At 73.2% G+C, this 20,269-nt stretch carries 22 protein-coding genes and 1 pseudogene; 10 read left to right on the forward strand and 13 right to left on the reverse strand.

Annotated elements, in window-relative coordinates; translation table 11 throughout:
- Positions 1–8: 8 nt before the first annotated feature.
- Positions 9–1,022, forward strand: a complete 1,014-nt coding sequence (locus AB0A74_RS07365) for a sucrase ferredoxin (RefSeq protein ID WP_358248002.1) — start codon at positions 9–11, stop codon at positions 1,020–1,022.
- Here the strand turns inward: AB0A74_RS07365 and AB0A74_RS07370 are convergent.
- Both AB0A74_RS07370 and AB0A74_RS07375 read right to left on the reverse strand, forming a co-directional pair.
- Complete coding sequence (locus tag AB0A74_RS07370; RefSeq protein ID WP_358248003.1) at positions 1,003–1,734, reverse strand: methyltransferase domain-containing protein; 732 nt, start codon at positions 1,732–1,734, stop codon at positions 1,003–1,005. The genes AB0A74_RS07365 and AB0A74_RS07370 overlap by 20 nt on opposite strands.
- A gap of 34 nt (positions 1,735–1,768) precedes the next feature.
- Positions 1,769–3,121 (reverse strand): replication-associated recombination protein A, encoded by a 1,353-nt coding sequence (locus AB0A74_RS07375; RefSeq protein WP_358248004.1) that lies wholly within the window; start codon positions 3,119–3,121, stop codon positions 1,769–1,771.
- A 91-nt stretch (positions 3,122–3,212) separates the two neighbouring features.
- On the opposite strand from AB0A74_RS07375, the gene AB0A74_RS07380 reads away from it, so the two are divergent.
- Genes AB0A74_RS07380 through AB0A74_RS07395 form a run of 4 tightly spaced genes read left to right on the forward strand, consistent with a single transcriptional unit; the run spans position 3,213 to position 5,552 of the window.
- Entirely contained in the window at positions 3,213–3,992 is a 780-nt protein-coding gene (locus AB0A74_RS07380) for a type VII secretion target (protein WP_358248005.1), read from the forward strand.
- A 5-nt stretch (positions 3,993–3,997) separates the two neighbouring features.
- On the forward strand, positions 3,998–5,017 hold the full coding sequence (locus AB0A74_RS07385; protein ID WP_358248006.1) for a CHAP domain-containing protein: 1,020 nt from the start codon (positions 3,998–4,000) through the stop codon (positions 5,015–5,017).
- The gene (locus AB0A74_RS07390) at positions 5,014–5,280 is read left to right on the forward strand and encodes a YbaB/EbfC family DNA-binding protein (RefSeq protein ID WP_358248007.1); all 267 of its coding nucleotides are present in this window, start codon (positions 5,014–5,016) and stop codon (positions 5,278–5,280) included. Before AB0A74_RS07385 ends, AB0A74_RS07390 begins: the two co-directional genes overlap by 4 nt.
- Positions 5,280–5,552, forward strand: coding sequence for a YbaB/EbfC family nucleoid-associated protein (locus tag AB0A74_RS07395; protein ID WP_358248008.1), 273 nt, complete (start codon positions 5,280–5,282; stop codon positions 5,550–5,552). The genes AB0A74_RS07390 and AB0A74_RS07395 overlap by 1 nt, the downstream gene beginning before the upstream one ends.
- Here the strand turns inward: AB0A74_RS07395 and AB0A74_RS07400 are convergent.
- Positions 5,519–6,277 carry an ESX secretion-associated protein EspG gene (locus AB0A74_RS07400; protein ID WP_358248009.1) on the reverse strand — a complete coding sequence of 253 codons (759 nt, stop codon included), beginning with the start codon at positions 6,275–6,277 and terminating at the stop codon, positions 5,519–5,521. The two genes, AB0A74_RS07395 and AB0A74_RS07400, sit on opposite strands and share 34 nt — an antisense overlap.
- Before the next feature lie 118 nt (positions 6,278–6,395).
- Here AB0A74_RS07400 and AB0A74_RS07405 point away from each other — a divergent pair, with 118 nt between their 5' ends.
- Positions 6,396–7,142: a helix-turn-helix transcriptional regulator gene (locus AB0A74_RS07405; protein WP_358248010.1), complete on the forward strand. Its 747-nt coding sequence runs from the start codon at positions 6,396–6,398 to the stop codon at positions 7,140–7,142.
- Here the strand turns inward: AB0A74_RS07405 and AB0A74_RS07410 are convergent.
- From AB0A74_RS07410 to AB0A74_RS07430, 5 genes are read right to left on the reverse strand one after another with little or no spacing between them, the layout of a single operon-like run.
- The gene (locus tag AB0A74_RS07410) at positions 7,069–7,608 is read right to left on the reverse strand and encodes a hypothetical protein (protein WP_358248011.1); all 540 of its coding nucleotides are present in this window, start codon (positions 7,606–7,608) and stop codon (positions 7,069–7,071) included. The genes AB0A74_RS07405 and AB0A74_RS07410 overlap by 74 nt on opposite strands.
- Before the next feature lie 11 nt (positions 7,609–7,619).
- Positions 7,620–8,333, reverse strand: a complete 714-nt coding sequence (locus tag AB0A74_RS07415; RefSeq protein WP_358248012.1) for a hypothetical protein — start codon at positions 8,331–8,333, stop codon at positions 7,620–7,622.
- The gene (locus AB0A74_RS07420) at positions 8,330–8,590 is read right to left on the reverse strand and encodes a hypothetical protein (protein WP_358248013.1); all 261 of its coding nucleotides are present in this window, start codon (positions 8,588–8,590) and stop codon (positions 8,330–8,332) included. The genes AB0A74_RS07415 and AB0A74_RS07420 overlap by 4 nt, the downstream gene beginning before the upstream one ends.
- Positions 8,587–9,768, reverse strand: coding sequence for a PPE domain-containing protein (locus AB0A74_RS07425; RefSeq protein WP_358248014.1), 1,182 nt, complete (start codon positions 9,766–9,768; stop codon positions 8,587–8,589). The genes AB0A74_RS07420 and AB0A74_RS07425 overlap by 4 nt, the downstream gene beginning before the upstream one ends.
- Complete coding sequence (locus AB0A74_RS07430; RefSeq protein WP_358248015.1) at positions 9,765–10,208, reverse strand: hypothetical protein; 444 nt, start codon at positions 10,206–10,208, stop codon at positions 9,765–9,767. Before AB0A74_RS07430 ends, AB0A74_RS07425 begins: the two co-directional genes overlap by 4 nt.
- A gap of 106 nt (positions 10,209–10,314) precedes the next feature.
- Here AB0A74_RS07430 and AB0A74_RS07435 point away from each other — a divergent pair, with 106 nt between their 5' ends.
- Both AB0A74_RS07435 and AB0A74_RS07440 read left to right on the forward strand, forming a co-directional pair.
- Positions 10,315–10,971: a uridine kinase gene (locus tag AB0A74_RS07435; RefSeq protein WP_358248016.1), complete on the forward strand. Its 657-nt coding sequence runs from the start codon at positions 10,315–10,317 to the stop codon at positions 10,969–10,971.
- 498 nt (positions 10,972–11,469) lie between these two features.
- Positions 11,470–12,552 (forward strand): lytic polysaccharide monooxygenase, encoded by a 1,083-nt coding sequence (locus AB0A74_RS07440; RefSeq protein ID WP_358248017.1) that lies wholly within the window; start codon positions 11,470–11,472, stop codon positions 12,550–12,552.
- 76 nt (positions 12,553–12,628) lie between these two features.
- On the opposite strand, the gene AB0A74_RS07445 is transcribed toward AB0A74_RS07440, so the two are convergent.
- The 5 genes and pseudogenes from AB0A74_RS07445 to AB0A74_RS07465 all read right to left on the reverse strand — a co-directional run bounded on the left by AB0A74_RS07445 (position 12,629) and on the right by AB0A74_RS07465 (position 16,428).
- Positions 12,629–13,411 carry an ABC transporter ATP-binding protein gene (locus AB0A74_RS07445; protein ID WP_358248037.1) on the reverse strand — a complete coding sequence of 261 codons (783 nt, stop codon included), beginning with the start codon at positions 13,409–13,411 and terminating at the stop codon, positions 12,629–12,631.
- Positions 13,412–13,426: 15 nt separating this feature from the next.
- Positions 13,427–14,056: pseudogene (gene cbiQ, locus AB0A74_RS07450) on the reverse strand (cobalt ECF transporter T component CbiQ); the annotation flags it as partial.
- Complete coding sequence (locus tag AB0A74_RS07455; protein WP_358248018.1) at positions 14,053–14,340, reverse strand: PDGLE domain-containing protein; 288 nt, start codon at positions 14,338–14,340, stop codon at positions 14,053–14,055. The pseudogene cbiQ and the gene AB0A74_RS07455, both read right to left, overlap by 4 nt.
- The gene (locus AB0A74_RS07460; RefSeq protein WP_358248019.1) at positions 14,337–15,026 is read right to left on the reverse strand and encodes an energy-coupling factor ABC transporter permease; all 690 of its coding nucleotides are present in this window, start codon (positions 15,024–15,026) and stop codon (positions 14,337–14,339) included. The genes AB0A74_RS07455 and AB0A74_RS07460 overlap by 4 nt, the downstream gene beginning before the upstream one ends.
- Positions 15,027–15,225: 199 nt before the next feature.
- On the reverse strand, positions 15,226–16,428 hold the full coding sequence (locus tag AB0A74_RS07465; RefSeq protein WP_358248038.1) for a YncE family protein: 1,203 nt from the start codon (positions 16,426–16,428) through the stop codon (positions 15,226–15,228).
- Between the two features lie 144 nt (positions 16,429–16,572).
- Between AB0A74_RS07465 and AB0A74_RS07470 the strand changes: the two genes are divergently transcribed.
- Positions 16,573–17,688, forward strand: a complete 1,116-nt coding sequence (locus AB0A74_RS07470) for a helix-turn-helix domain-containing protein (protein ID WP_358248020.1) — start codon at positions 16,573–16,575, stop codon at positions 17,686–17,688.
- 80 nt (positions 17,689–17,768) lie between these two features.
- Positions 17,769–20,243 (forward strand): DUF3516 domain-containing protein, encoded by a 2,475-nt coding sequence (locus AB0A74_RS07475; protein ID WP_358248021.1) that lies wholly within the window; start codon positions 17,769–17,771, stop codon positions 20,241–20,243.
- The last annotated feature ends 26 nt before the right edge of the window (positions 20,244–20,269 follow it).

Consider the following 20,269-nt stretch of genomic DNA (forward strand, 5'->3'; position numbering starts at 1 on the left):
GCTTAGGTATGCCTAACATAAGTTCCGACGGGTTGCCGGGTTGCGCGGTCCTCACGCGCCAGCTCGGCGGGAACCCGGCCGGGACGGCGACGCTCATGACGTCGTGGCTGCTCATCGAGCAGCCCGGCCCGTGGCCCGCCGACGCGTTGGAGCAGACCCTGGCCTCGGTGTTCGGGCCGGGGCGGCTGGACGGGCCGCGAGCCGCCGGACTGCGCCCGCTGCTGATCCGCCGTCCCGGCCGCCACCAGCGCGACCCCGACGCGCCGCACACCGTCTACGTGGGCAGCGGCGTGCCGGGCAACCGGTGGCTGGAGAAGATCGAGGTCGCCGACCTGGCCGACCTCGCGTCGCTGGACGTGGCCGCCGTCGCGGCGGGCGTCCCCGGCCACGGCGAGCGCGTCGACGGCCCCCTGTTCCTGGTCTGCACGCACGGCACCAAGGACATGTGCTGCGCGGTGCTGGGCCGGCCGCTGGCGGCCGTGCTGGGCGAGAACCACCCCGGTCGGGCGTGGGAGGTCAGCCACGTCGGCGGCGACCGGTGGGCGGGCAACCTGCTGGTGGTGCCGGACGGTTTCCTGCACGGCCAGCTCGACCCCGGCGAGGCGGCCCTGGTGGCGAAGTCCGCGCTGGTCGGGCAGGTCGTGGCGGAGCAGCTGCGGGGCCGGACGTCCGCGCCGAGCCCGTGGTCGCAGTACGCCGAGATCGCGGTCCGCAAGACGTTCGGGCTGCGCGGCGTGGACTCGGTGCTCGCGGTGGACGAACGCCCGGTCGAGGGCGGTGACGTGCGCGTGGTGACCGTGCAGGGCCTGGACAACCAGTACGAGGTGACCGTGGCGCGCTCGGTGGCCACGGCGTCGGGCGCGAGCCGCTGTTCGGGTGTGATCGCCCCGCCCGCCTACACGACGAGGTCGATCGAGACGCTGGTGCGCGTGGGCGACCGCCGGCTCCGGATCGGGAGGGCCGTCCCGTCCGGCATCCCCGACCGGACGGGACGGGGGTCCCTCACCGGCGGGCGAGCGTGAGGTACCCGAAGCCCAGCACGCCGCGGTAGCCCTTGATCCAGAGGTCGCGGTGGTCGTCGACGATCTTCTGGACGGCGGCGGCCTCGGGGTGGTCGGGGTTGTCCAGCAGCCACAGCTCGCGGGCGGCGCACCAGCGGGACTCGAAGCTGTCCCACTCGTCCTGGCCGGCCGTGGTCAGCCGCAGCACGCGGTAGCCCGACTCCAGGGCCAGGTCCACCAGCTCCTCGAAGGTGCCCAGCGCGTCGCCCTGGAACGCCTCGCGGATGGTGTCCGACGGTTCCCGCTCCCAGTAGCCGTCGCCCAGCAGCAGGCGCCCGCCGGGACGGATCCTGGTCCGCATCGCCTCCAGCACCGCGCGCGCGTCACCCCAGGCGTGGGAGGCGCCGATGGAGATCGCCACGTCCGCGACCGGCCCGTCCCAGGTGGTCACGTCGCCCAGCTCCAGCCGGACCCGGTCGGCGATGCCGCGCGCCCGCGCGTTGGCCGTGCCGCGCGCGATGGCGTAGTCGTCGCCGTCCACCCCGACGCCGGTCGCCCCCGGCGCGTGCTCCACCGCCCGGAGCAGCAGTTCGGCCCAGCCGCACCCGTAGTCCACCACCGTCTTGCCCTGGAGGTCGCCGAGGCCGGCGATCAGCTCGTAGGACTTGGCGTCCGAGAGCGGTGAGTTGAAGTCGAGGAGAGCGTGCCCGTTGGGCGGTGGAGCATCAGTCACGGCGCAACCGTCGCAGATGCGGCCGTGATCGTCATCAGGTTTTCTGCTCGTCCCCGCGCACGACCTTGCGCAGCTTGGGCAGGCGTTCGGCGATGTAGCGCTCCGCGCCCCGGCCGGTGGGCGCGTAGTAGTCGCGGCCGACCAGGTCGTCCGGCGGGTACTGCTGGGTCAGCACGCCCTCGGGGACGTCGTGCGGGTACCGGTAGCCCTGGGCGTTGCCGAGCTTGGCCGCGCCCGCGTAGTGGCCGTCGCGCAGGTGCGGCGGGACCTGGCCGATCAGGCCCTTGCGCACGTCGGACATGGCCTCGCCGATCGCGACCGTGACCGCGTTGGACTTGGGCGCGGTGGCGAGGTGGACGGTGGCCTGCGCGAGGTTGAGGGCGCATTCGGGCAGGCCGATGAGCTGGACGGCCTGGGCGGCGGCCACCGCGGTCTGCAACGCCGTCGGGTCGGCCATGCCCACGTCCTCGCTGGCGTGGATGACCAGCCGGCGGGCGATGAACCGCGGGTCCTCCCCCGCCTCGATCATCCGGGCCAGGTAGTGCAGGGCCGCGTCCACGTCCGAGCCCCGGATCGACTTGATGAACGCGCTGGTCACGTCGTAGTGCTGGTCGCCCTGGCGGTCGTAGCGCACGGCCGCCTTGTCCACCGTCGCCTCCAGGGTGGCCAGGTCCAACACGCCGTCGGTGACCGCGTCCGCCGCCGCTTCGAGGGCGGTCAGGGCGCGGCGGGCGTCGCCGCCGGCCAGTCGGACCAGGTGGTCCTCGGCGTCGGGGGCGATGGTGATGGCCCCGTTGAGGCCGCGTTCGTCCTCGGTGGCGCGGCGGACCAGCGCGCGGACGTCGTCGTCGCCCAGGGGGCGCAGCTGGAGCACCAGCGAGCGGGACAACAGGGGTGAGACGACCGAGAAGAACGGGTTCTCGGTGGTCGCGGCGACCAGGAGCACGATCCGGTCCTCCACCGCGCCGAGCAGGGCGTCCTGCTGGGTCTTGGAGAACCGGTGGACTTCGTCGATGAACAGGACGGTGGACTCGCCGGAGCGCACCAGGCGGCGGCGGGCTTCGTCGATGACGGCCCGGACCTCCTTCACACCCGCCGACAGGGCGCTCAGCGCGGCGAACCGGCGGCCGGTGGCCTGGGAGACGAGCGTGGCGAGGGTGGTCTTGCCGGTGCCGGGCGGGCCGTAGAGCATCACCGACGCCGGGGACGAGCCCTCCACCAGCCGGCGCAGCGGCGCGCCGGGGCCGAGCAGGTGGCCCTGGCCGACGACCTCGTCCAGCGTGCGGGGGCGCATCCGCACCGCGAGCGGGGCGTTGGCGGCGATGCGCTGCGCCTTCTCCTCGTCGGTGGCGCCGAACAAGCCCTCGTCGAACAGCCCTTCGTTCACATGTTCGACTGTAGCTCCCCCGTGCACAGCCGCTGTCCGAGCGTGCAACGGGGGTACCCGGCGGGGTGGCGGCCGGGCCAGGGTCGGTGCCATGAGCAGGCTGAGTCCCGAGCAGATCGCCCGGCACGCCCACGACGCCGGGTTCCGCGGTGAGGACCTGACGATCGCGGTGGCGGTGGCGCTGGCCGAGTCCGGCGGCGACCCCCGCGCGCACAACGACGTGCCGCCCGACGACTCCTACGGGCTGTGGCAGATCAACATGCTCGGCTCGCTCGGACCCGCGCGGCGGCGCGAGTTCGGGCTGGAGTCCGACCGGGAGCTGTTCGACCCCGCGGAGAACGCGAAGGCGGCGAACCGGATCTCCGGCGACGGCCGGTCGTGGACGCCCTGGTCCACCTACACCAACGGCGCGTACCGGCGGTACCTGGACGAGGCGCGGCGGGGCGTGAAGGCGTTGCGCGACAACGGCTCCCGCGGCGGTTCAGGCGGTTCAGGCGGGTCCGGCGGGTCCGGCGGTCGTGGCGGGTCGGGCGGTCGTGGCGGGTCGGGCGGTCGTGGCGGGTCGGGCGGGTTCTCCGTGGACCTCGACGTGCTGCGGGACTTCACCCGGCGCACCCGCGGCACCGCCGACGACCTCACCGCGCTGGGCCGCGGGCACGTGCGCGACGTCCGGGAGATCGCCGAGGACAGCTTCGGCCGCGTCGGCAGGCAGTCCGGGTTCGCCGAGGCCCTGGACGGGTTCGCCGCCGCCCTGCGCAAGCAGGTCAAGGCGGTCGCGCACAACACCGACCGGCTCGCCGACTCCGCCGCCCGCGCCGCCCGGTCCTACCGGGACCAGGACGACGACACCGCCCGCTCCCTGAAGGACTGACCACTGTGGACACCCGCGCGATGGCGAGGCACTTCGCCGAGAGCATGATCGGTCACCGCAACGCTTTGGCGGGCAAGACCGAGGACGCCGTCAAGGCCCAGTACGCGCTCAACCGCACCGCCGAAGCCCTCACCGACGGCCACGAGGACCACCGCAAGGCCTCCCGGACCGTCCTGGACAACTGGAGGGGCGACCAGTCCGAGGGCTTCGAGAAGCGCTCGAACCGGCTCGGCCGCCAACTCCGGGTCACCGCCGACGCCGCCCGGGACGCGGAGAAGGTCGTCGCCGGCGTCAGCGCCACCCTCACCACCAACCACACGCGGGCGCGCCAGGCCGTCGAGGAGTACCTGGACCGGGCCGTGCGCGTCCTCGACGCCGGCGTGGCGGTGGGGACGCGCGCCGCCCTGCTCAAGGCGGTCGCCGCGGCGGCCGACCTCGAACCCCGCTACACCAAGGAGACCGCCGCCGCCCTCCGCACCGCCCGCGACGAGCTGGAAGACGCCGCGCGCAGGCTCAGGGCGCTGGAGCGCGAGGTCGAGCACGACGGCGTCGCCGACGCCCGGCCGGAGCGCACCCGCGGCCGGACCAGGCCGTCCCAGGCCCGCGAACGGGGGCGGGCGCGGACCATCCTCGCCAAAGCGCGCAAGGAGATCGGCACGCGGGAGAACCCGCCGGGCAGCAACCGCAACCCGTACGGCCCGACGGCGGCGTGGTGCTCGTCGTTCGCCACGGCCATGTGGCGCAAAGCGGGCGTGGACATCCCGCTGCTGCCGTTCACCGGTGACGTCTTCCGGTGGGGCCGGCGCAACGGCAAGGCGTACACGAACCTCAAGCACGTCCGCCCCGGTGACGTGCTGCTGTTCGGCAGCGGGCCGCAGAGCCCGGCCACCAGCACGCACATCGGCATCGTCGAGAAGGTCGAGGGCGGCACCGTGACCCTCATCGAGGGCAACTCGGGCGACGCCGTCCGCCGCAACACCCACAGCCTCGGCTCGGGCAAGTTCTACGGAGGGGTGCACCCGTGATCAGCGCACACGCCCACGACCCGGACCGCGGGGTCGCGGTGGAGGTCGGCCCCGGCGGCTGCCTGCTCGACCTGACCCTGGACGGCCGCGCGCTGCGCCGGGGCGCCGACCTGGCCCGCACCATCCTCACCCTGGTCAACACCGCCACCGCGCGGGCCGACGCCCGCGCCGCCCACGCCCTGGGCGACCTGGGCGAGCTGGGCCTGGGCACGAGCGGGTCGGCCGAGGTCGAGGACACCACCCCGACGACGTGGAGGGTCTGATGGGCCTGGGAGCACGGCTGGACGACATCCGCGGCGAGGCGTCCGGCGACGGCGTGTCGGTGACCGTGGACCTGCACGGCAAGCTCGTCGGCCTGGAGTTCGACCGGTCGGCGCTCACCCTGCGGCCGGACGACCTCGCGCGCGCCGTGCGGCGGCTGGCCGAGGCCGCGACCGAGGACGCCTTGGCGCAGGGCACGGCGGTTGTGGCCGAGGTCGCGCCGGCGTGGTGGTCGGACGGTCAGCGGACCTCGTCCAGCAACGCGGTCAGGTGACGCACCAGCGCCGCGCCGTCGGCCGGGACGATGCGCACCCACGGTTCGCCGGCGACGTCCTCAGGTGCCATCGCGTACCGGCCGGCGGTGGTGTCGGTCCAGCTCAGCACGGGTGTCCGGCCGCCGGGGCCGGTGGCGGCGAGCTGGCCCGCCGCGCCCCGGCCGGACTCCAGCAGCGTGGTCAGCGCCCGGGTCGCGCGCCCGGTGACGCCCGCTTGGGCCAGCGCGCGTTCCAGCGCCGCGTAGCCGCCGGTGGCGTAGGCGTCGACGGCCGCCGAGAACGCGCCGCGGGGCAGCCGGACCTGGTCGCCGGGTCCGGGCTGGGCGTCGCCGACGACCTTCGCCACGGCCGGGACCAGGTCGGTGATGGGTTCCAGCGCTACCTCGCGGTCGTTGAGCACCGCCAGCACCCCGCGCCCGCCGCGCACGGCGGCCAGCACCCGCCAGGGCTGGGGGCGGAAGACCAGGGCGTCCACGGACAGCGTGCTGCCGGTGAGGTGCCCGAACAGGTCTTCCAACTCGGGGGCGACGTCCTCGCCGTCGGCCAGGCCGGCCGCGCCGAGCGCGTGGAACACCTGCGCGCCCAGGGCGTCGCGCTCGGCCATCGTCTCGCCGTGCGAGGGGACTTCCAGCGGGTAGGGCGGTTCACCCGCGCCCAGGTCCTCCCAGAGGAGGTCGAACTCCAGGTGGGACAGGACGACCGCGGTCCCGGAACGGCGTGCCATGCCGACCGAAGGTAGTGGGGCGGGGCGGGTGCGCGGGCGGGTATCGCCGAAGTTCCCGGGAACCCGAGCGGACCTCGCGGACTCGGCGGCGGGGCCGGCGGCTCGTACGCTGCCCGGCATGGACGTCGGCCACGGGTTGCTCACCGTCCGGGCGTCGGGCGCGGCGGCGGCCAGGGCCGCGCTCGGGGGCGCGCCGCCGCGGGACGTCCAGTTGCTGATGGGCTGCGCGGTGCCCAAGGGCCTGCCCGAGCGGGGCGCGGCGCTGCGGCTGCCGGACGCGTCGCTGCACGCCTCCCCCGCGGGCGTGGTGCTGCTGACCGTCGCGGAGGCGCGGCTGACCATCGGCTTCGGCGAGCTGAAACCGCTGATGTTCCAACCGGTCCCGGTCGAGCCGCCGCTGCGCGCGGTGTTCACCGGCGCCGTGGCGCACGTGCTGGCCGCCGCGCGGGCGTTGGACCCGCACGGCCTGTCGCACCACCTGGTCGGGCTGGCGGAACTGGTGCTGCGCAGCGCGTTGAAGGCCGAACTCGACCGCGTGGACGCCCTGGCCTCGCGCCGCCGTGAGGCGTTGGACTACATGCGCGAGCACCTGTCCGACCCGGCGTTGAGCGCGGACCGGGTGGCCGAGGCGCTGTTCATCTCGCGGCGGCGGCTGTACCAGCTGTTCGACGACGGGCAGGGCGTGTCGGAGCGCATCCGGGGCCTGCGGATCGACCGGGCGAAGGCGTTGCTCAGCGACCCGGCGAAGGCGGCGAAGGGCATCGGCGAGATCGCCCGGGACTGCGGTTTCGTCAGCGCCGCCCACTTCTCGCGGACGTTCCGCCAGGTCGTGGGCGAGACGCCGACGCGCTACCGGTCCCGCTGAACTCGATCCCGGACACGAACCGCCCGGCCACCTCGGAGACGTCCCACCACCCCCGCCCGGTGGTCGAGTGCAGGGTGAACACGACGGCCGTCCGACCGGCGCGCACGACGACCTGGAGCTGCGCCCCCACGGCCGTCGCCCGTTCGATGATCACCACGGGGTACCCGGTGGCGGTGACCCCTTCGGTGACGTCCCGGACGGCCGCCCCGTCGAGCCCCAACCCGACCCGGTCGTCGGGCACCTGCTCCCCCGGCACGACCGCCGCCACCAGCAACGCCGGATCGGCCCGCGGGTGCTCCACGACGGCGAGCAACGCGGCCCCGTGCCGGTGCGCGAGGTCGGCGGCTTGGACGGCGGACACCTCAAGCCCGGGATCGTGCACCCCCTTGATCCGCCGCAAGACGTCCACCAGCTCGGCAGCCGTGCGCTCAGGCGCACCCAACGCCACCGGGGTCACCCCCGGCACAGGGGGAACCCTCACCCGAGCCCCGCCAAGAACGCCGCCGCCCCGGACTTGTCGGTCCCGGATGGGACAATGGAATCGGGGGCCGGCGGCCGAGCCAACGTCCGCCCACCGAACAACACGGAAGCCAACTCCTCCGCCACCACCGAGAACCCGGCCAAGGTCTCCGCGAACCCACCGCGCGCCGCCGGGCCACTCACGTCCACCGGCGTCCCGGCGTGCGCCGCTTCGGTTTCCCGCAGGCGTTCGGCGACCCGGCGGGCCGCGGCGTGGTGGTCCCGTTCGAGCGAGCGCGCCTCCGCCAGCACCTCCTCCAGCCGCCGCGCCAGGTCGTCGTGCCGGGCCACGGCCGCCGCGTGCGCCTCGCCGTGCGCCGGGGTGAACGACGCCAACGCCCCGGTGTGGTCCACCTCGTCGGCGGCGTCGGCGAGTTGCCGGCGCAACCGCACCGCCCGCGCGTCCAACTCCTCCGCCCGCCGCCGGTTGCCCAGCAGCTCACCGGCCCACGCGTCGAGCACCTCCGCCGCCGCCCGCATCGCACGGCGCACCGCCGCCAACTCGGACACCACGGCCTCCCACCGCGCCGCCAACCCCTCCGCCGCCGCACCCGACCAGCCCGCGGGCACCACCGGCACGTCCACGCCCAACGCGCACCGCCGGCTCACCGCGGCGACGGCCTCCGCGTCACCCGGCGTCGGGTCGAACCCCAGGCCCCGGTAGTCGGTCACGACAACTCGTCCGCCCGCCGGTACGCCTCGCCCGCCTCCCGCACCGACACCGCCACATCCGCCAACCCCACGGCCCGCAACCGGTCCACCCACCCGGCGACCAGCCCTTCGACCGCCTCGGTGGCGCCTTGCGGCCCCAGGTCACCCACCGGACCGTCCACAGTGGACACGACGTGGGCGAGTTCGTCGGCCGACTCGGCGAGCCGGTTCGCGTACCAGGCCAGTTCGTCCGGATCGACCCGGAAGCCGTCGCTCATTCGCCCAGCACCGGCGGGAACGCGGGCGGCAGGTCGTCGAGCAGGTCCAGGCCGTCGTCGTAGCGGTTGCGGTGCTCGCGGTCCTCTTCCCGGTTCGCCGGGGCCAACGGCGGGTACATGCCGTAACCCGCACCCCCAGCCGCACCCGCGGACCCCACAACCCCGCCCCGCCCCACCACACCTGGCCCGCCCCCCAGCACACCAGCCGCCCCACCGGGCCCCATCGGCCCGAACCCACCCCCACCACGCCCGAACCCGCCGGCAGCCGCCCCACCAGGCCCAAACCCGCCGTGCCCAGCCCCATACCCCGCCGCACCACCCGGCCCGTAACCCGCCGCACCACCCGGCCCATAACCTGCGACCCCACCCGACCCGGTCACCGCCGCAACGGTCGTCGTGTCCTGCCGGCCGGGCGCAGGCGTCTCCGCGTCGAACACCGGCCGCGACCCACCCGGAACCTGCTCCGCCGGGATCCGCTCCGCCGCAATCTGCTCCGCCGGGATCCGGGCACCCGCCGGCGCGGGGGCGTCGAACGTCGGCAACCCTTCATGCACCCCGCGGCTGGCGTGCTCGTAAGCCACCATCACGTCCACCGCCCGCGCCTTCGCCGCCTGCTGCTCCTCCTTGTCCGGCTTGTGGTCGTCCAGGAGCTGCCGCAGGAAGTACGCGCCCTCGGGCCCGTCGAGGGTCGTCACGTCGTACCCCTCGCGGAACCACTTCTCCGCGTCCGGGTGGACCGGCTCGGGCATCCGCCGCGCCGCCTCCTCCACCGCCGACGTGTACGCCGTCATCCCGGTGCCGACCCCGTACGCGCGGCGCGACGCGTCGGCCGCCCACTCCGTCAGCCGCGACGCCGACTCCGCCGCCACGACCGACGACGGCCCGTGCCACGACATGACCAGCCGCTGCACCAGCTGCTGCACGTCCCCGGTGGCGCGGTCCACCTCGGTGGCCAGGGCCTGCCAGTCGTGGGCGCGCTTGCCCATCCGGCCGGTGTCGGCGGACTTGACCATGTCCCACAGCTCGCGGTGGGTGTAGACGGCCCAGTTGATGTCGCCGAACTTCTCCGGCAGCCGGTTGGCCTCCTTCTGCCGCCGGACGCGCCGCGCCTGGCGCAACGCCCGCGCGCTCGGCCGGTGGTCTTCGGAGTGGAAGCGGTTCTTGCGCTGCTCGGTCACTTGCGCCTCATCGTGTCCGCGACGGCCTCGTCCTGGGTCTGGTGGGTGGTGCCGACCTGGCGCAGGGCCTCGCGCAGCGCGCCCAACTCCTCCAGGTAGGACCGCAACGCGCCCTGCACCCCGCTGTGCCCGCCCCGCAGCCCGAACGCGGCGCGCATGTGCCGGGCGACCGGGCCGCGGCCGTCGCCGAACGGGCGTTCCAGCTCGACGGACTCCCCGAGCCGGGCCTCGATCTCGTCGTACAGCCCGTCCAGCCGGCGCAACGCCTCGGCCAACTCGGCCGGGTCCAGCGCGATCCGGTCGCCGCCCAGCGCCACGACGTCCGCCGAGCCGGCCCCCGTGGGCGCGGCGACGTCCGGTGGGCGCTCGTGCCGCGGCTTGTCGCGTTCGAGGTCCTTGAGCAGCCGTCGAGCGTGTTCCTCGTCGCGGACGCGTTCCATGACCGACATCGTGGCGGGCCGTCGCGCTGAGTGCCAGAGCCGGTGCACAGCGGAGCACTTCCCCTGCACGCCCGGACAAGCGCCGGATGTGCGACCATTGCACCCCGTGCCGTCACCTGCCGTTCAGCCCCGCGTCGTGCTGCTCGCCGGTCCGTCCGGTTCGGGGAAGTCCACCCTCGCCGCCCACCTGGGCCGGCCCGTGCTGCGCCTGGACGACTTCTACCGCGAGGGCGACGACCCGATGCTGCCGCGCGACGCGAACGGTCGGCCGGACTGGGACGCCGAGGAGTCGTGGCACACCGCGGACGCGCTGGCGGCCGTGATCGAACTGGCGACGACCGGTCGCGTCGAGGCCCCGGTGTACGTGCTGGGCGAAGACCGCCGGGTCGGGTGCCGCGTGGTGGAGGCGGAGGGGCTGTTCATCGCGGAGGGCCTGTTCGCCGACCGGCTCGTGGCCGGTTGCCGTGAGGCGGGAGTGTTGGCGGACGCGATCGTGTTGGCGCCCAACGCTTTCGTGACGTTCGTGCGGCGTTTCGCGCGGGACGTGGCGGAGGCGCGCAAGCCCGTGCCGTTGCTGCTGCGACGGGGTTTGCGGTTGTTGTGGGAGCAGCCCGGCGTGGTGCGGCGATGCGCGGCGGCAGGCATGCGACGCCTGACCCCGCGCCAGGCGACGCAGGCGTTGGGGCGGCCTCCGGCCCCCGTCTCCATGGTCTCACGGGGGTCTGACATTCCCGCGGAAAACGCCTCCGAGCCCGCCCGCTAGGCCTCACCCGACCTGACAATCCCACCCTCACCGCCGGCTTCGCATCACCACCACCCCACCCCTGCGGCTCTTCGCCGCGCTCCGCGCGGCGGTGCATTCATGCACAAACCGAGGGCTTCGTGTCCCCCACCGTATGGCCTGCCCGAAGGGCTACCGCACTTTCCCGGGGCCGGGCCAAAAAGTTTTGCGAGGAACGAGCAAAAGTTTTTCGACCGACCCCGGGAAAGTGTGGTTGGCTCCGCCAGGCCATGCGGTGGGGGACACGACGCCCGTCACCCCCATTGGCGGCCTCCAGGCCGCCCTTGTCTTGAGAGCGCGCCAGCGCGTCCGCTTGAGAGCGCCAGCGTCACGCCCAAAGCTCTTAGAGCTAAGCGCGGTGACCCGTTGAGACGGGCGAACTAGGCCATAAGGCGGCATTTCGTTCACAGAACGGCACGAGGCCGTTACAGTCAGCCCGTCTGGGAGCGCTCCCAGAACCTCGACGAGGAGGTGACGTACGTGACGACCCGACGATGGTTCGCCGCGGCGGCGCTCGCTGCCGCCGGGCTGCTGGTCGCCGTGCTCGTGAACGCGACAACGGCGTCCGCCCACGGCGCCATGATGAAACCCGGCAGCCGCACGTACCTGTGCTGGCAGGACGGCCTGACCCCGCAGGGCAACATCGTCCCGGTCAACCCGGCCTGCGACGCCGCGGTGAAGGCCGGCGGCACCAACGCGCTCTACAACTGGTTCGGCGTGCTGCGTTCCGACGGTGCCGGCCGGATGGCGGGTTTCATCCCGGACGGCAAGCTCTGCAGCGGCAACAACCCCACGTTCTCGGGCTTCGACATCGCCCGTGACGACTACCCGGTGACCCACCTGACCGCGGGCGCCAACTTCAACTACGCCTACAACATGTGGGCCCACCACCCGGGCACCTTCCGGCTCTACGTCACCAAGGACAGCTGGAGCCCGAACCGCCCGCTGGCGTGGAGCGACCTGGAGTCCACGCCGTTCCTGTCGGTCACCGACCCGCCCCGCTCGGGCTCGGTCGGCACGGCGGAGGGCCACTACTACTGGAGCGGTCGGCTCCCGTCGGGCAAGTCGGGCCGGCACATCGTCTACTCGGTGTGGCAGCGCTCGGACTCGACCGAGACCTTCTACAACTGCTCCGACGTCGTCTTCGACGGCGGCAACGGCGAGGTGACCGGCGTCGGCCGACCCGGCGGCACCACCCCGCCCACCACCACCACGACGACGACGACCACGACCACCACCACGACCCCTCCCCCGTCGGGGTCGCACTGCATGGCGATCTACAAGATCACCAGCACCTGGAACGGCGGCTTCCAGGGCGAGGTCGAGATCATGAACCACAGCACCAGCCCGTACAACGGCTGGACCGCGAAGTGGACGTTCTCCGGCGGCCAGACCATCACCAACGTCTGGAACGGCGTGAAATCCGGCTCGGGCGCCGAGGTGGTCGTCAAGAACGCGGAGTGGAACCGGACCGTGGGCGTCGAGCAATCGGTGACCTTCGGCTTCACCGCGAACACGACCGGCACCAACCCGCTGCCTGAAGTGACCTGCACCAGCCCGTAGGACCCCAGCTCGTGGGCGCTGCGCCCACGCACAGCGCCCACGAGCAGCCCACCAACCGCCCGCGAACCGCCCCGAGCTAGTCCAGGCGAAAGCCGTACGGAAGTTCCAGCCGATGCCGCGCCAACAGCTCCGCGTCGGCGAGCAGTTCACGGGTCGGACCGTCCGCCACCACCACGCCACCGTCGACGAGCACGCTGCGCGGGCACATCTGCAGCGCGTACGGCAGGTCGTGGGTGACCATCAGCATCGTCCGGTCCAGGCCCAGCAGGACCTCGGCCAGCTCGCGCCGCGCGACCGGTTCCAGGTTCGCCGACGGCTCGTCCAGCACCAGGACCTCCGGGTCGCACGCCAGCACGGTCGCCAACGCCACCCGCCGGCGCTGACCGCCGGACAGGTGCAGCGGCGAGCGGTCGGCCACGTCGGACATCCCGACCGCCGCCAACGCCGCCCGGACCCGTTCGTCCAACTCCTCCCCGCGCAGCCCGAAGTTAGCCGGGCCGAACGCGACGTCCTGGCGCACGGTCGGCAGGAAGAGCTGGTCGTCGGGGTCCTGGAAGACCACGCCCACGCGACGCCGGACCTCCCGCAGGTTCTCCCTGGTCACCGGCAGGCCCGCGACCTCGATCCGCCCCGACCCCCCGCTGAGCACCCCGTTCAGGTGCAGCACGAAGGTCGTCTTGCCCGCGCCGTTGGGGCCGAGCACCGCCACCCGCTCGCCGCGCTCGATCCGCAGGTTCACCCCGTAGAGGGCTTGGTGGCCGTCCGGGTAGGCGAACGCGAGCTTCTCCACCAGCAACGCGGGCGCGGTCGTCGTCGCAGGCACCGCTTCCACCGCCACGCTCCCCCGCCCGTCCGGCATCCGGCCCGTCCAGCCGCGCGACACCATAGCCAGGTGCACCCGCTCGCCGCGCTCGTAGGACCGGATGAACAGGCTGCCGACGCCCTTCGCGGTGGCGCCCAGCTGCCACAGGAAGCGCGGGTCGTCACCGCGGGAGATGCGGGCGACGCGCATGCGCTTGGCCTCGGCCACGACGACCTCGGCGTAGCGCAGCATGAGCGTGGCGATGGTGACCAGGACCGACGGCATGCGCAGGCGTTGCAGGCCCAGCAGCAGGTCCTGCGGCGCGGTCGTGGCGGCCAGGGTCAGCGACACCAGGACGCCGAGCGTGCCCTTGGCCAGGATGTTCCAGCCGGCCAGCGCGCCCTCGACGGACACCGTCACGCCGAAGAAGTCCGTGTACGGGGCGTGGCCGGTGAACGGCAGCGCGAAGGCCAGCACCACGAACGGCAGCTCGATCAGAGCGCGCGACGCGAACCACGTCGGCGGGACGCGCGCGACGAACCACACGGCCGTGATCGCCAGGAGGTAGACCCCGAACGCGGGGAACGCCTCGCGCGGCGTGGCCACCACGCACAGCACCGCGACGACCGCGGCGACGATCTTGACCTGCGGCGGGAGGCGGTGCACCGGCGAGTCGCCCGGCCGGTGCAGGACGCCGTTCACTTGGCCGTCGGCGAACGCTTGCGCAGCAACCAGAACAGCCCGCCGGCCACGACAAGGGTCAGCACGACACCGACCACGCCCGCCAGGCCGGTGAACCGGTCGTCGCCGCCGAGCGCGTAGTCGGCGAACGGGCCTTCGGCCAGCGGGTGGTCCTGGGCGTGCTCGGCGATGCCGTGCTCCTCGGTGACGAAGTCGAGCCCGTCGGGGTCGGAGCTGGCGAAGTAGGACACCGCGCCCGCGAGCACCAGGCTCACCAGCGCGAACCACACGAAGAAGCGCTTCACGCCTTCAGCTCCAGCTTCTGCGGCACGCCGCGCAGCAGGTACACCAGGTCGGGTCGGGCGGCGGCGACGGCGGTGACCGTGGCGGCCGTGATCACGCCCTCGCCGATGCCGATCAGGACGTGCACGCCCAGCACGGCGGTCGCGACGGTGCCGAACGAGACCCCGCCCGCGCCGCCGATCGCGTACTCCACGACGAAGCCGAAGCTCGCCAGCACCGTGTTGACCAGGGCGGACAGGAACGCGACCAGCGCCAGGCCGCCCTTGCCGCGCTTGGCCAGGCCGCGCAGGGCGACGGCGGTCAGGTAGCCGACGGCGGTGCCGATCAGGGCCATGTTGGTGACGTTCGCGCCCAGCGCCGTCACGCCGCCGTCGGCGAAGAACAGCGACTGCACGACCAGCACGATCGTCACGCACAGCGCGCCGACCCACGGTCCGACCAGGATCGCGGCGAGCGCGCCGCCCAGCAGGTGCCCGCTGACGCCGGGCAGCACGGGGAAGTTGAGCATCTGGGTGGCGAAGACGAACGCCGCCACCAGGCCCGCCATCGGCGCGGTGCGGTCGTCCAGGTCACCCCGGGCCTTGGCGAGGGCGACGCCGACCCCCACCACGGCGACGGCGACGAACAGCAGCGACGTCGGCGCGTTGAGCAGGCCGTCGCTCATGTGCATGGCTACCGGTTCGGACACGGTCAACACCGTAATTGCCAGTACCCCGCTATGGCCAGCAGCGTGCAACAAAGGCCCTGTGAGGTCAGCCGCCCGGCGCAGCCCAACCTACCGCGCCCAAGGCGGCCACGCGGGGTGCAATGGACCCGACGGGTGCGGCCCCGCCAACCCGCCGGCCCCATCCCGCCTCAGCGCGCGGCCGAACCGGACTCGCCCCGCCTCAGCCCGCCGCCGGACCGGTCCAGCCGGCGGGCACGTGCCCGATGCGGACGCGCTGCGGGTGGTCGCCCACCGGCACGGAGGTGATCTTGCGGCCCGTGGCGAAGTCGATCGCGGTCACCTGGTCCGCGCCGCTCTCGGAGATCACGCACGCCTTGCCGTCACCGCTGACCGTGGCCCAGTACGGCTTGGCCGCGGGGACGAGCGGGCCCTCGGCGAGGGTCGCGCGGTCCACGACCGTCGCGTAGTCGTCCATGGTCCCCGCGACGCAGAGCTTGGTGCCGGTGGGGTTCATCGACATGCCGTGGTGGCGGGAGTCGTTGACCCAGGTGGTGCGGTCCTCGCTGGTGGCCGGGTTCTTGGGCAGGGTCTTGGCGCGGGTGACGCGGTCGGCGGCGACGTCGTACTCCAGGAAGCCGTTGAAGAACGACACCTGGAAGTACAGCTTGGACTCGTCGGGCGTGAACGCCACCGGGCGCACCGAGTCGGACAGGTCGGAGCGGCCGAACGCGTCCAGGCGCTGCCGCATGTCGATCACCTTGACCTGCTGGAACGTGGCGGCGTCCACGACGGTGATGCGGCGGTCGCCCTTGGTGAAGTCCAGCCACGGCGCGTCGAGGTCGGTGTTGACCTCGCCGATGGACATGTTCCACAGGCGGGTGCCGCCGTCGGTGTAGACGTTCTCGTGCGGCTTGTCCCCGGCGGCGAACCGGCCGACCTCGCGGCCGGTGGTGATGTCGAGGACGTGGACGGTGTTGGAGGTCGAGGCGGACACCGCGACCCGGCGGCCGTCCGGCGACACGGTCATGTGGTCGGAGCGGAAGCCGGACACCGGGAACCGCCACTTGACGCGGCCGGTGGCCAGGTCGATCGACACCACGTCGGCGAAGCTCGGCCGGGACGCGACCACGGCCGTGCCGTCGGGGGTGGTGAACATGTCGTCGACGAACTGGTCGTGGCCCTCGCCGGGGCCGTTGCGGATGCCGAGGAAGAAGGCGAGCTTGACCGGGTTGAGGTAGATCTCCCGCAACCGCTCCTCGCGGTCGGGGATCACGTTGACGCGGGCGATCCTCGCGAAGTCGCCGGTGGCGGCGATGACGTCGGCGGTGCCGTCCCAGTTGTTGCCGACGAACAGCACCTGGCGCAGGGGTGGTTCGGCGGTGGCCGGCGCGGAGGTCGCGAGCAGGGCGCACGCGGCGAGCAGGACCGCCGTTCGGAGTGGTCGCACGGGGACACCTTTCGGCTGGGTGGCGACCAGGGAAGCGCCTTTCGGCGGTCCGGCGGTAGGGGAACGCGCCCAACGACCCGCAAGCTCGTTGTGCCAGTGCCACAACTTCGAGGGGGCGCGGTGCGCGACGAGCTGGTGCAGCTGGTGTTCCGGGACATGGCGACGGACGGGCGCGTGGTCGAGGAGCTGGTCCGGGTGGCGCGGCGCAGCTCGGCGGACGTGGCGGCGCTGCCGGAGGCCGAGACCCGGCGGCACGTGCAGGTGCTGCTCGCCGCCGCGCTGGACTTCTTCGAACGGCCGGGCGAGCCCGACGAGCGCCACTTCGCCGCCGCCGAGGCGCTGGGCGCGGACCGGGCGGCGCAGGGCATCTCGATCGACGGCCTGCTGCGGGGCGTCCAGGCGGGTCGGGCGGAGGCGATGAGGATCGCCACCGCGCGGGGCCGGGCGGCGGGCGTGCCGACGGAGGCGATCCTGGAGGCGGTGCTGGACATGGACCGCTACACGGGGGCGTTGGAGCGGCACGTGGTGCACGGCTACCACACGGCCGAACTGGAGCTGTCCCGCACGACCCGCGACGCCGCCACCCACCTCCTGCGCCGCCTGCTGCTGGACGACGACGCGGTGGCCCCGGCGGAGCTGTCCCGAGCCGGCCTGACCCCGGGCCGCCGCTACCACTGCCTGGTCTCGGACGTGAGCGACCCGGGTCGGGCGCGGGTGCTGGAGCAGCACCTGCGACGGTCGGGCGGGGTGTTCGGGCTGGTGGAGGGCCGGTTGACCGGCCTGGCCGCTCGTGTTCCGGCGGCCGTGCCGGGGGTGCTGCTGGTGGTGGCGCCGGCGAGCGCCCTGACCGCCGTGCACGCCGTCCACCCGCTGTGCGTGGCGGCGCTGGGCCTGGCGGGCGCGGGGGCGACCGGGGTGCGGCACCTGACCGACCTGGCGGGCGAGGTCGCGCTGCACGCCCAACCGGTGCTCGCCGACCTGCTGGCGAACTCCCTCCCGGGCCTGGACCGCGCGGACGACTTCCACCGCGAACTGGTCGCCACGGCGATGGTCTACCTCGACCACGGCCAACGCCTGGGCCACGCCGCCGCCGCGCTGCACGTGCACCCGAACACGGTGCGGTACCGGCTGGACCGGCTGGCCGAGATCACCGGCACGCGGTGGGACGACGACCCTCCCCCGGTCCTCACGAGCCTGCGCCGCTGGTGGTCGCTGCACGTCTGGCTGAACCGGTGAACGAGCGCCGGGTCCGGCGGCCCAGCGCGTGCGGGTCGTCGAGGTCGGCGCCGGCGCGGGACCCCCTATGATCTGCCGCGATGACTCTCACCGACCTGCTGCCGCCCACCCCCGACGCCGACCTCCTCTACGACACCTTCGCGGAGTGGGCCCACCAGCGGGGGCTTGAGTTGTACCCCGCGCAGCAGGAGGCGCTCATCGAGATCGTCTCCGGGTCGAACGTCATCCTCAGCACACCCACGGGCTCGGGCAAGAGCCTGGTCGCGATCGGCGCGCACTTCGCCGCCCTCGCCGAAGGCAAGCGGACCTACTACACCGCCCCCATCAAGGCGCTCGTCTCCGAGAAGTTCTTCGCGCTCATCGACACGTTCGGCGCCGAGAACGTCGGCATGATGACCGGCGACGCCAGCGTCAACGAGACCGCCCCGATCATCTGCTGCACCGCCGAGATCCTGGCCAACATCGCCCTGCGCGACGGCACGGCGGCGGACGTCGGCCAGGTCGTCATGGACGAGTTCCACTTCTACTCCGAGCCCGACCGCGGCTGGGCGTGGCAGGTCCCGCTGATCGAACTGCCCCAGGCGCAGTTCCTCCTGATGTCGGCCACCCTCGGTGACGTCACCTTCTTCGAGAAGGACCTCACCCGCCGCACCGGCCGTCCGACCACGACCGTCCGCTCCGCCCAGCGCCCGGTCCCGCTGAACTTCCAGTACGTCCTCACCCCGCTGCACGAGACCATCGAGGAACTCCTGCACGGCCGCGAGGCCCCGATCTACGTCGTCCACTTCACCCAGGCCTCCGCCCTCGAACGCGCCCAGGCCCTGATGAGCGTCAACGTCGCCACCCGCACCGAGAAGGACGCCATCGCCGCCATGATCGGCCGGTTCCGGTTCACCTCCGGGTTCGGCAAGACGCTCTCGCGCCTGGTCCGGCACGGCATCGGCGTGCACCACGCGGGCATGCTGCCCAAGTACCGCCGGCTGGTCGAACAGCTCGCGCAGGCCGGTCTGCTGAAGGTCATCTGCGGCACGGACACGCTCGGCGTCGGCATCAACGTGCCGATCCGGACGGTCGTCTTCACCGCGCTGTCCAAGTACGACGGCACCCGCACCCGCCACCTCAAGGCGCGCGAGTTCCACCAGATCGCGGGCCGCGCCGGCCGAGCCGGGTACGACACCGTCGGCACGGTCGTCGTCCAGGCGCCCGACCACGTCGTGGAGAACGAGAAAGCGCTGGCCAAGGCGGGTGACGACCCGAAGAAGCGGCGCAAGGTGGTGCGCAAGAAGGCACCCGAGGGGTTCGTGTCCTGGAGCGACCAGACCTTCGAGCGGCTCAAGAACGCCGAGCCCGAGCCGCTCACGTCCAGCTTCCAGGTCAGCCACGCGATGCTGCTCAACGTGATCGGCCGTCCCGGCGACACGTTCGCCGCCATGCGCCACCTGCTGGAGGACAACCACGAGGACCGGCCCGCGCAGCGCCGGCACATCCTGCGGGCGATCTCGATGTACCGGGCGCTGCTCGCGGCGGGCGTGGTGGAGCGCGACGGCGACCACATCCGGCTCACCGTGGACCTGCAGGTCAACTTCGCGCTCAACCAGCCGCTGTCGCCGTTCGCGCTGGCCGCGATCGAGCTGCTGGACCGGGAGTCCCCGTCCTACGCGCTGGACGTCCTGTCCGTCATCGAGTCCACATTGGACGACCCGCGCCAGGTGCTGTCCGCGCAGGAGCACAAGGCGCGCGGCGAGGCCATCGGCGCGATGAAGTCCGAGGGCATCGAGTACGACCAGCGGATGGAGCTGCTGGAGGACGTCACCCACCCGAAGCCGCTCGCGGAGCTGCTGGAGGCGGCGTTCACCACCTACCGGCGCGGGCACCCGTGGGTCGCCGACCACCACCTGTCGCCCAAGTCGGTGGTGCGGGACATGTTCGAGCGGGCGATGACGTTCGCCGAGTACGTGTCGTACTACCAGCTCGCCCGGTCCGAAGGTCTGGTGCTTCGGTACCTCGCCGACGCCTACAAGGCGCTGCGCCAGACCGTGCCGGGCGACGCGAAGACCGAGGAGCTGTCCGACCTGGAGGAGTGGCTGGGCGAACTGGTCCGCCAGGTCGACTCCAGCCTCATCGACGAGTGGGAGAAGTTGCGCAACCCGGCCGACGACACGGTCGTGGACGAGGCGCCGCCGGCGGTCACGCGCAACATGAGGGCGTTCCGCGTCCTGGTGCGCAACGCGTTGTTCCGCCGCGTGGAGCTGGCCGCCCGGCGCAACTACTACGAGCTGGGGCAACTCGACGGCGACTCGGGCTGGACGGCCGAGGACTGGCAGGACGCGCTGGAGCCCTACTTCGAGGAGCACGACGAGATCGGCATCGGCCCGGACGCGCGCGGCCCGCAGCTGCTGGTGATCACCGAGGAGCCCGGCCGCTGGACGGTCCGCCAGATCTTCGACGACCCCGCGAAGGACCACGACTGGGGGTTCACCGCCGAGGTGGACCTCGCCGAGTCCGACGAGGCCGGCACCGCGGCGCTGCGGATCACCGAAGTCGGCAGGCTCTAGGCGACTTCGGGCCGATCGGCGGCGAG

Source organism: Saccharothrix sp. NPDC042600 (genome assembly GCF_040647305.1).
In the GTDB taxonomy this organism is placed as follows: Bacteria; Actinomycetota; Actinomycetes; order Mycobacteriales; family Pseudonocardiaceae; genus Actinosynnema; species Actinosynnema mutabilis.

What these genes read in the sequence shown, in the direction of transcription:
- AB0A74_RS07405 (WP_358248010.1), top strand. Translation starts at nt 6,396, where the DNA reads ATGGACGTCGGCCACGGGTTGCTCACCGTCCGGGCGTCGGGCGCGGCG.
- AB0A74_RS07380 (WP_358248005.1), top strand. Translation starts at nt 3,213, where the DNA reads ATGAGCAGGCTGAGTCCCGAGCAGATCGCCCGGCACGCCCACGACGCC.
- AB0A74_RS07400 (WP_358248009.1), bottom strand. Translation starts at nt 6,277, where the DNA reads ATGGCACGCCGTTCCGGGACCGCGGTCGTCCTGTCCCACCTGGAGTTC.
- AB0A74_RS07395 (WP_358248008.1), top strand. Translation starts at nt 5,280, where the DNA reads ATGGGCCTGGGAGCACGGCTGGACGACATCCGCGGCGAGGCGTCCGGC.
- AB0A74_RS07365 (WP_358248002.1), top strand. Translation starts at nt 9, where the DNA reads ATGCCTAACATAAGTTCCGACGGGTTGCCGGGTTGCGCGGTCCTCACG.
- AB0A74_RS07445 (WP_358248037.1), bottom strand. Translation starts at nt 13,411, where the DNA reads ATGCCGGACGGGCGGGGGAGCGTGGCGGTGGAAGCGGTGCCTGCGACG.
- AB0A74_RS07420 (WP_358248013.1), bottom strand. Translation starts at nt 8,590, where the DNA reads ATGAGCGACGGCTTCCGGGTCGATCCGGACGAACTGGCCTGGTACGCG.
- AB0A74_RS07475 (WP_358248021.1), top strand. Translation starts at nt 17,769, where the DNA reads ATGACTCTCACCGACCTGCTGCCGCCCACCCCCGACGCCGACCTCCTC.
- AB0A74_RS07430 (WP_358248015.1), bottom strand. Translation starts at nt 10,208, where the DNA reads ATGGAACGCGTCCGCGACGAGGAACACGCTCGACGGCTGCTCAAGGAC.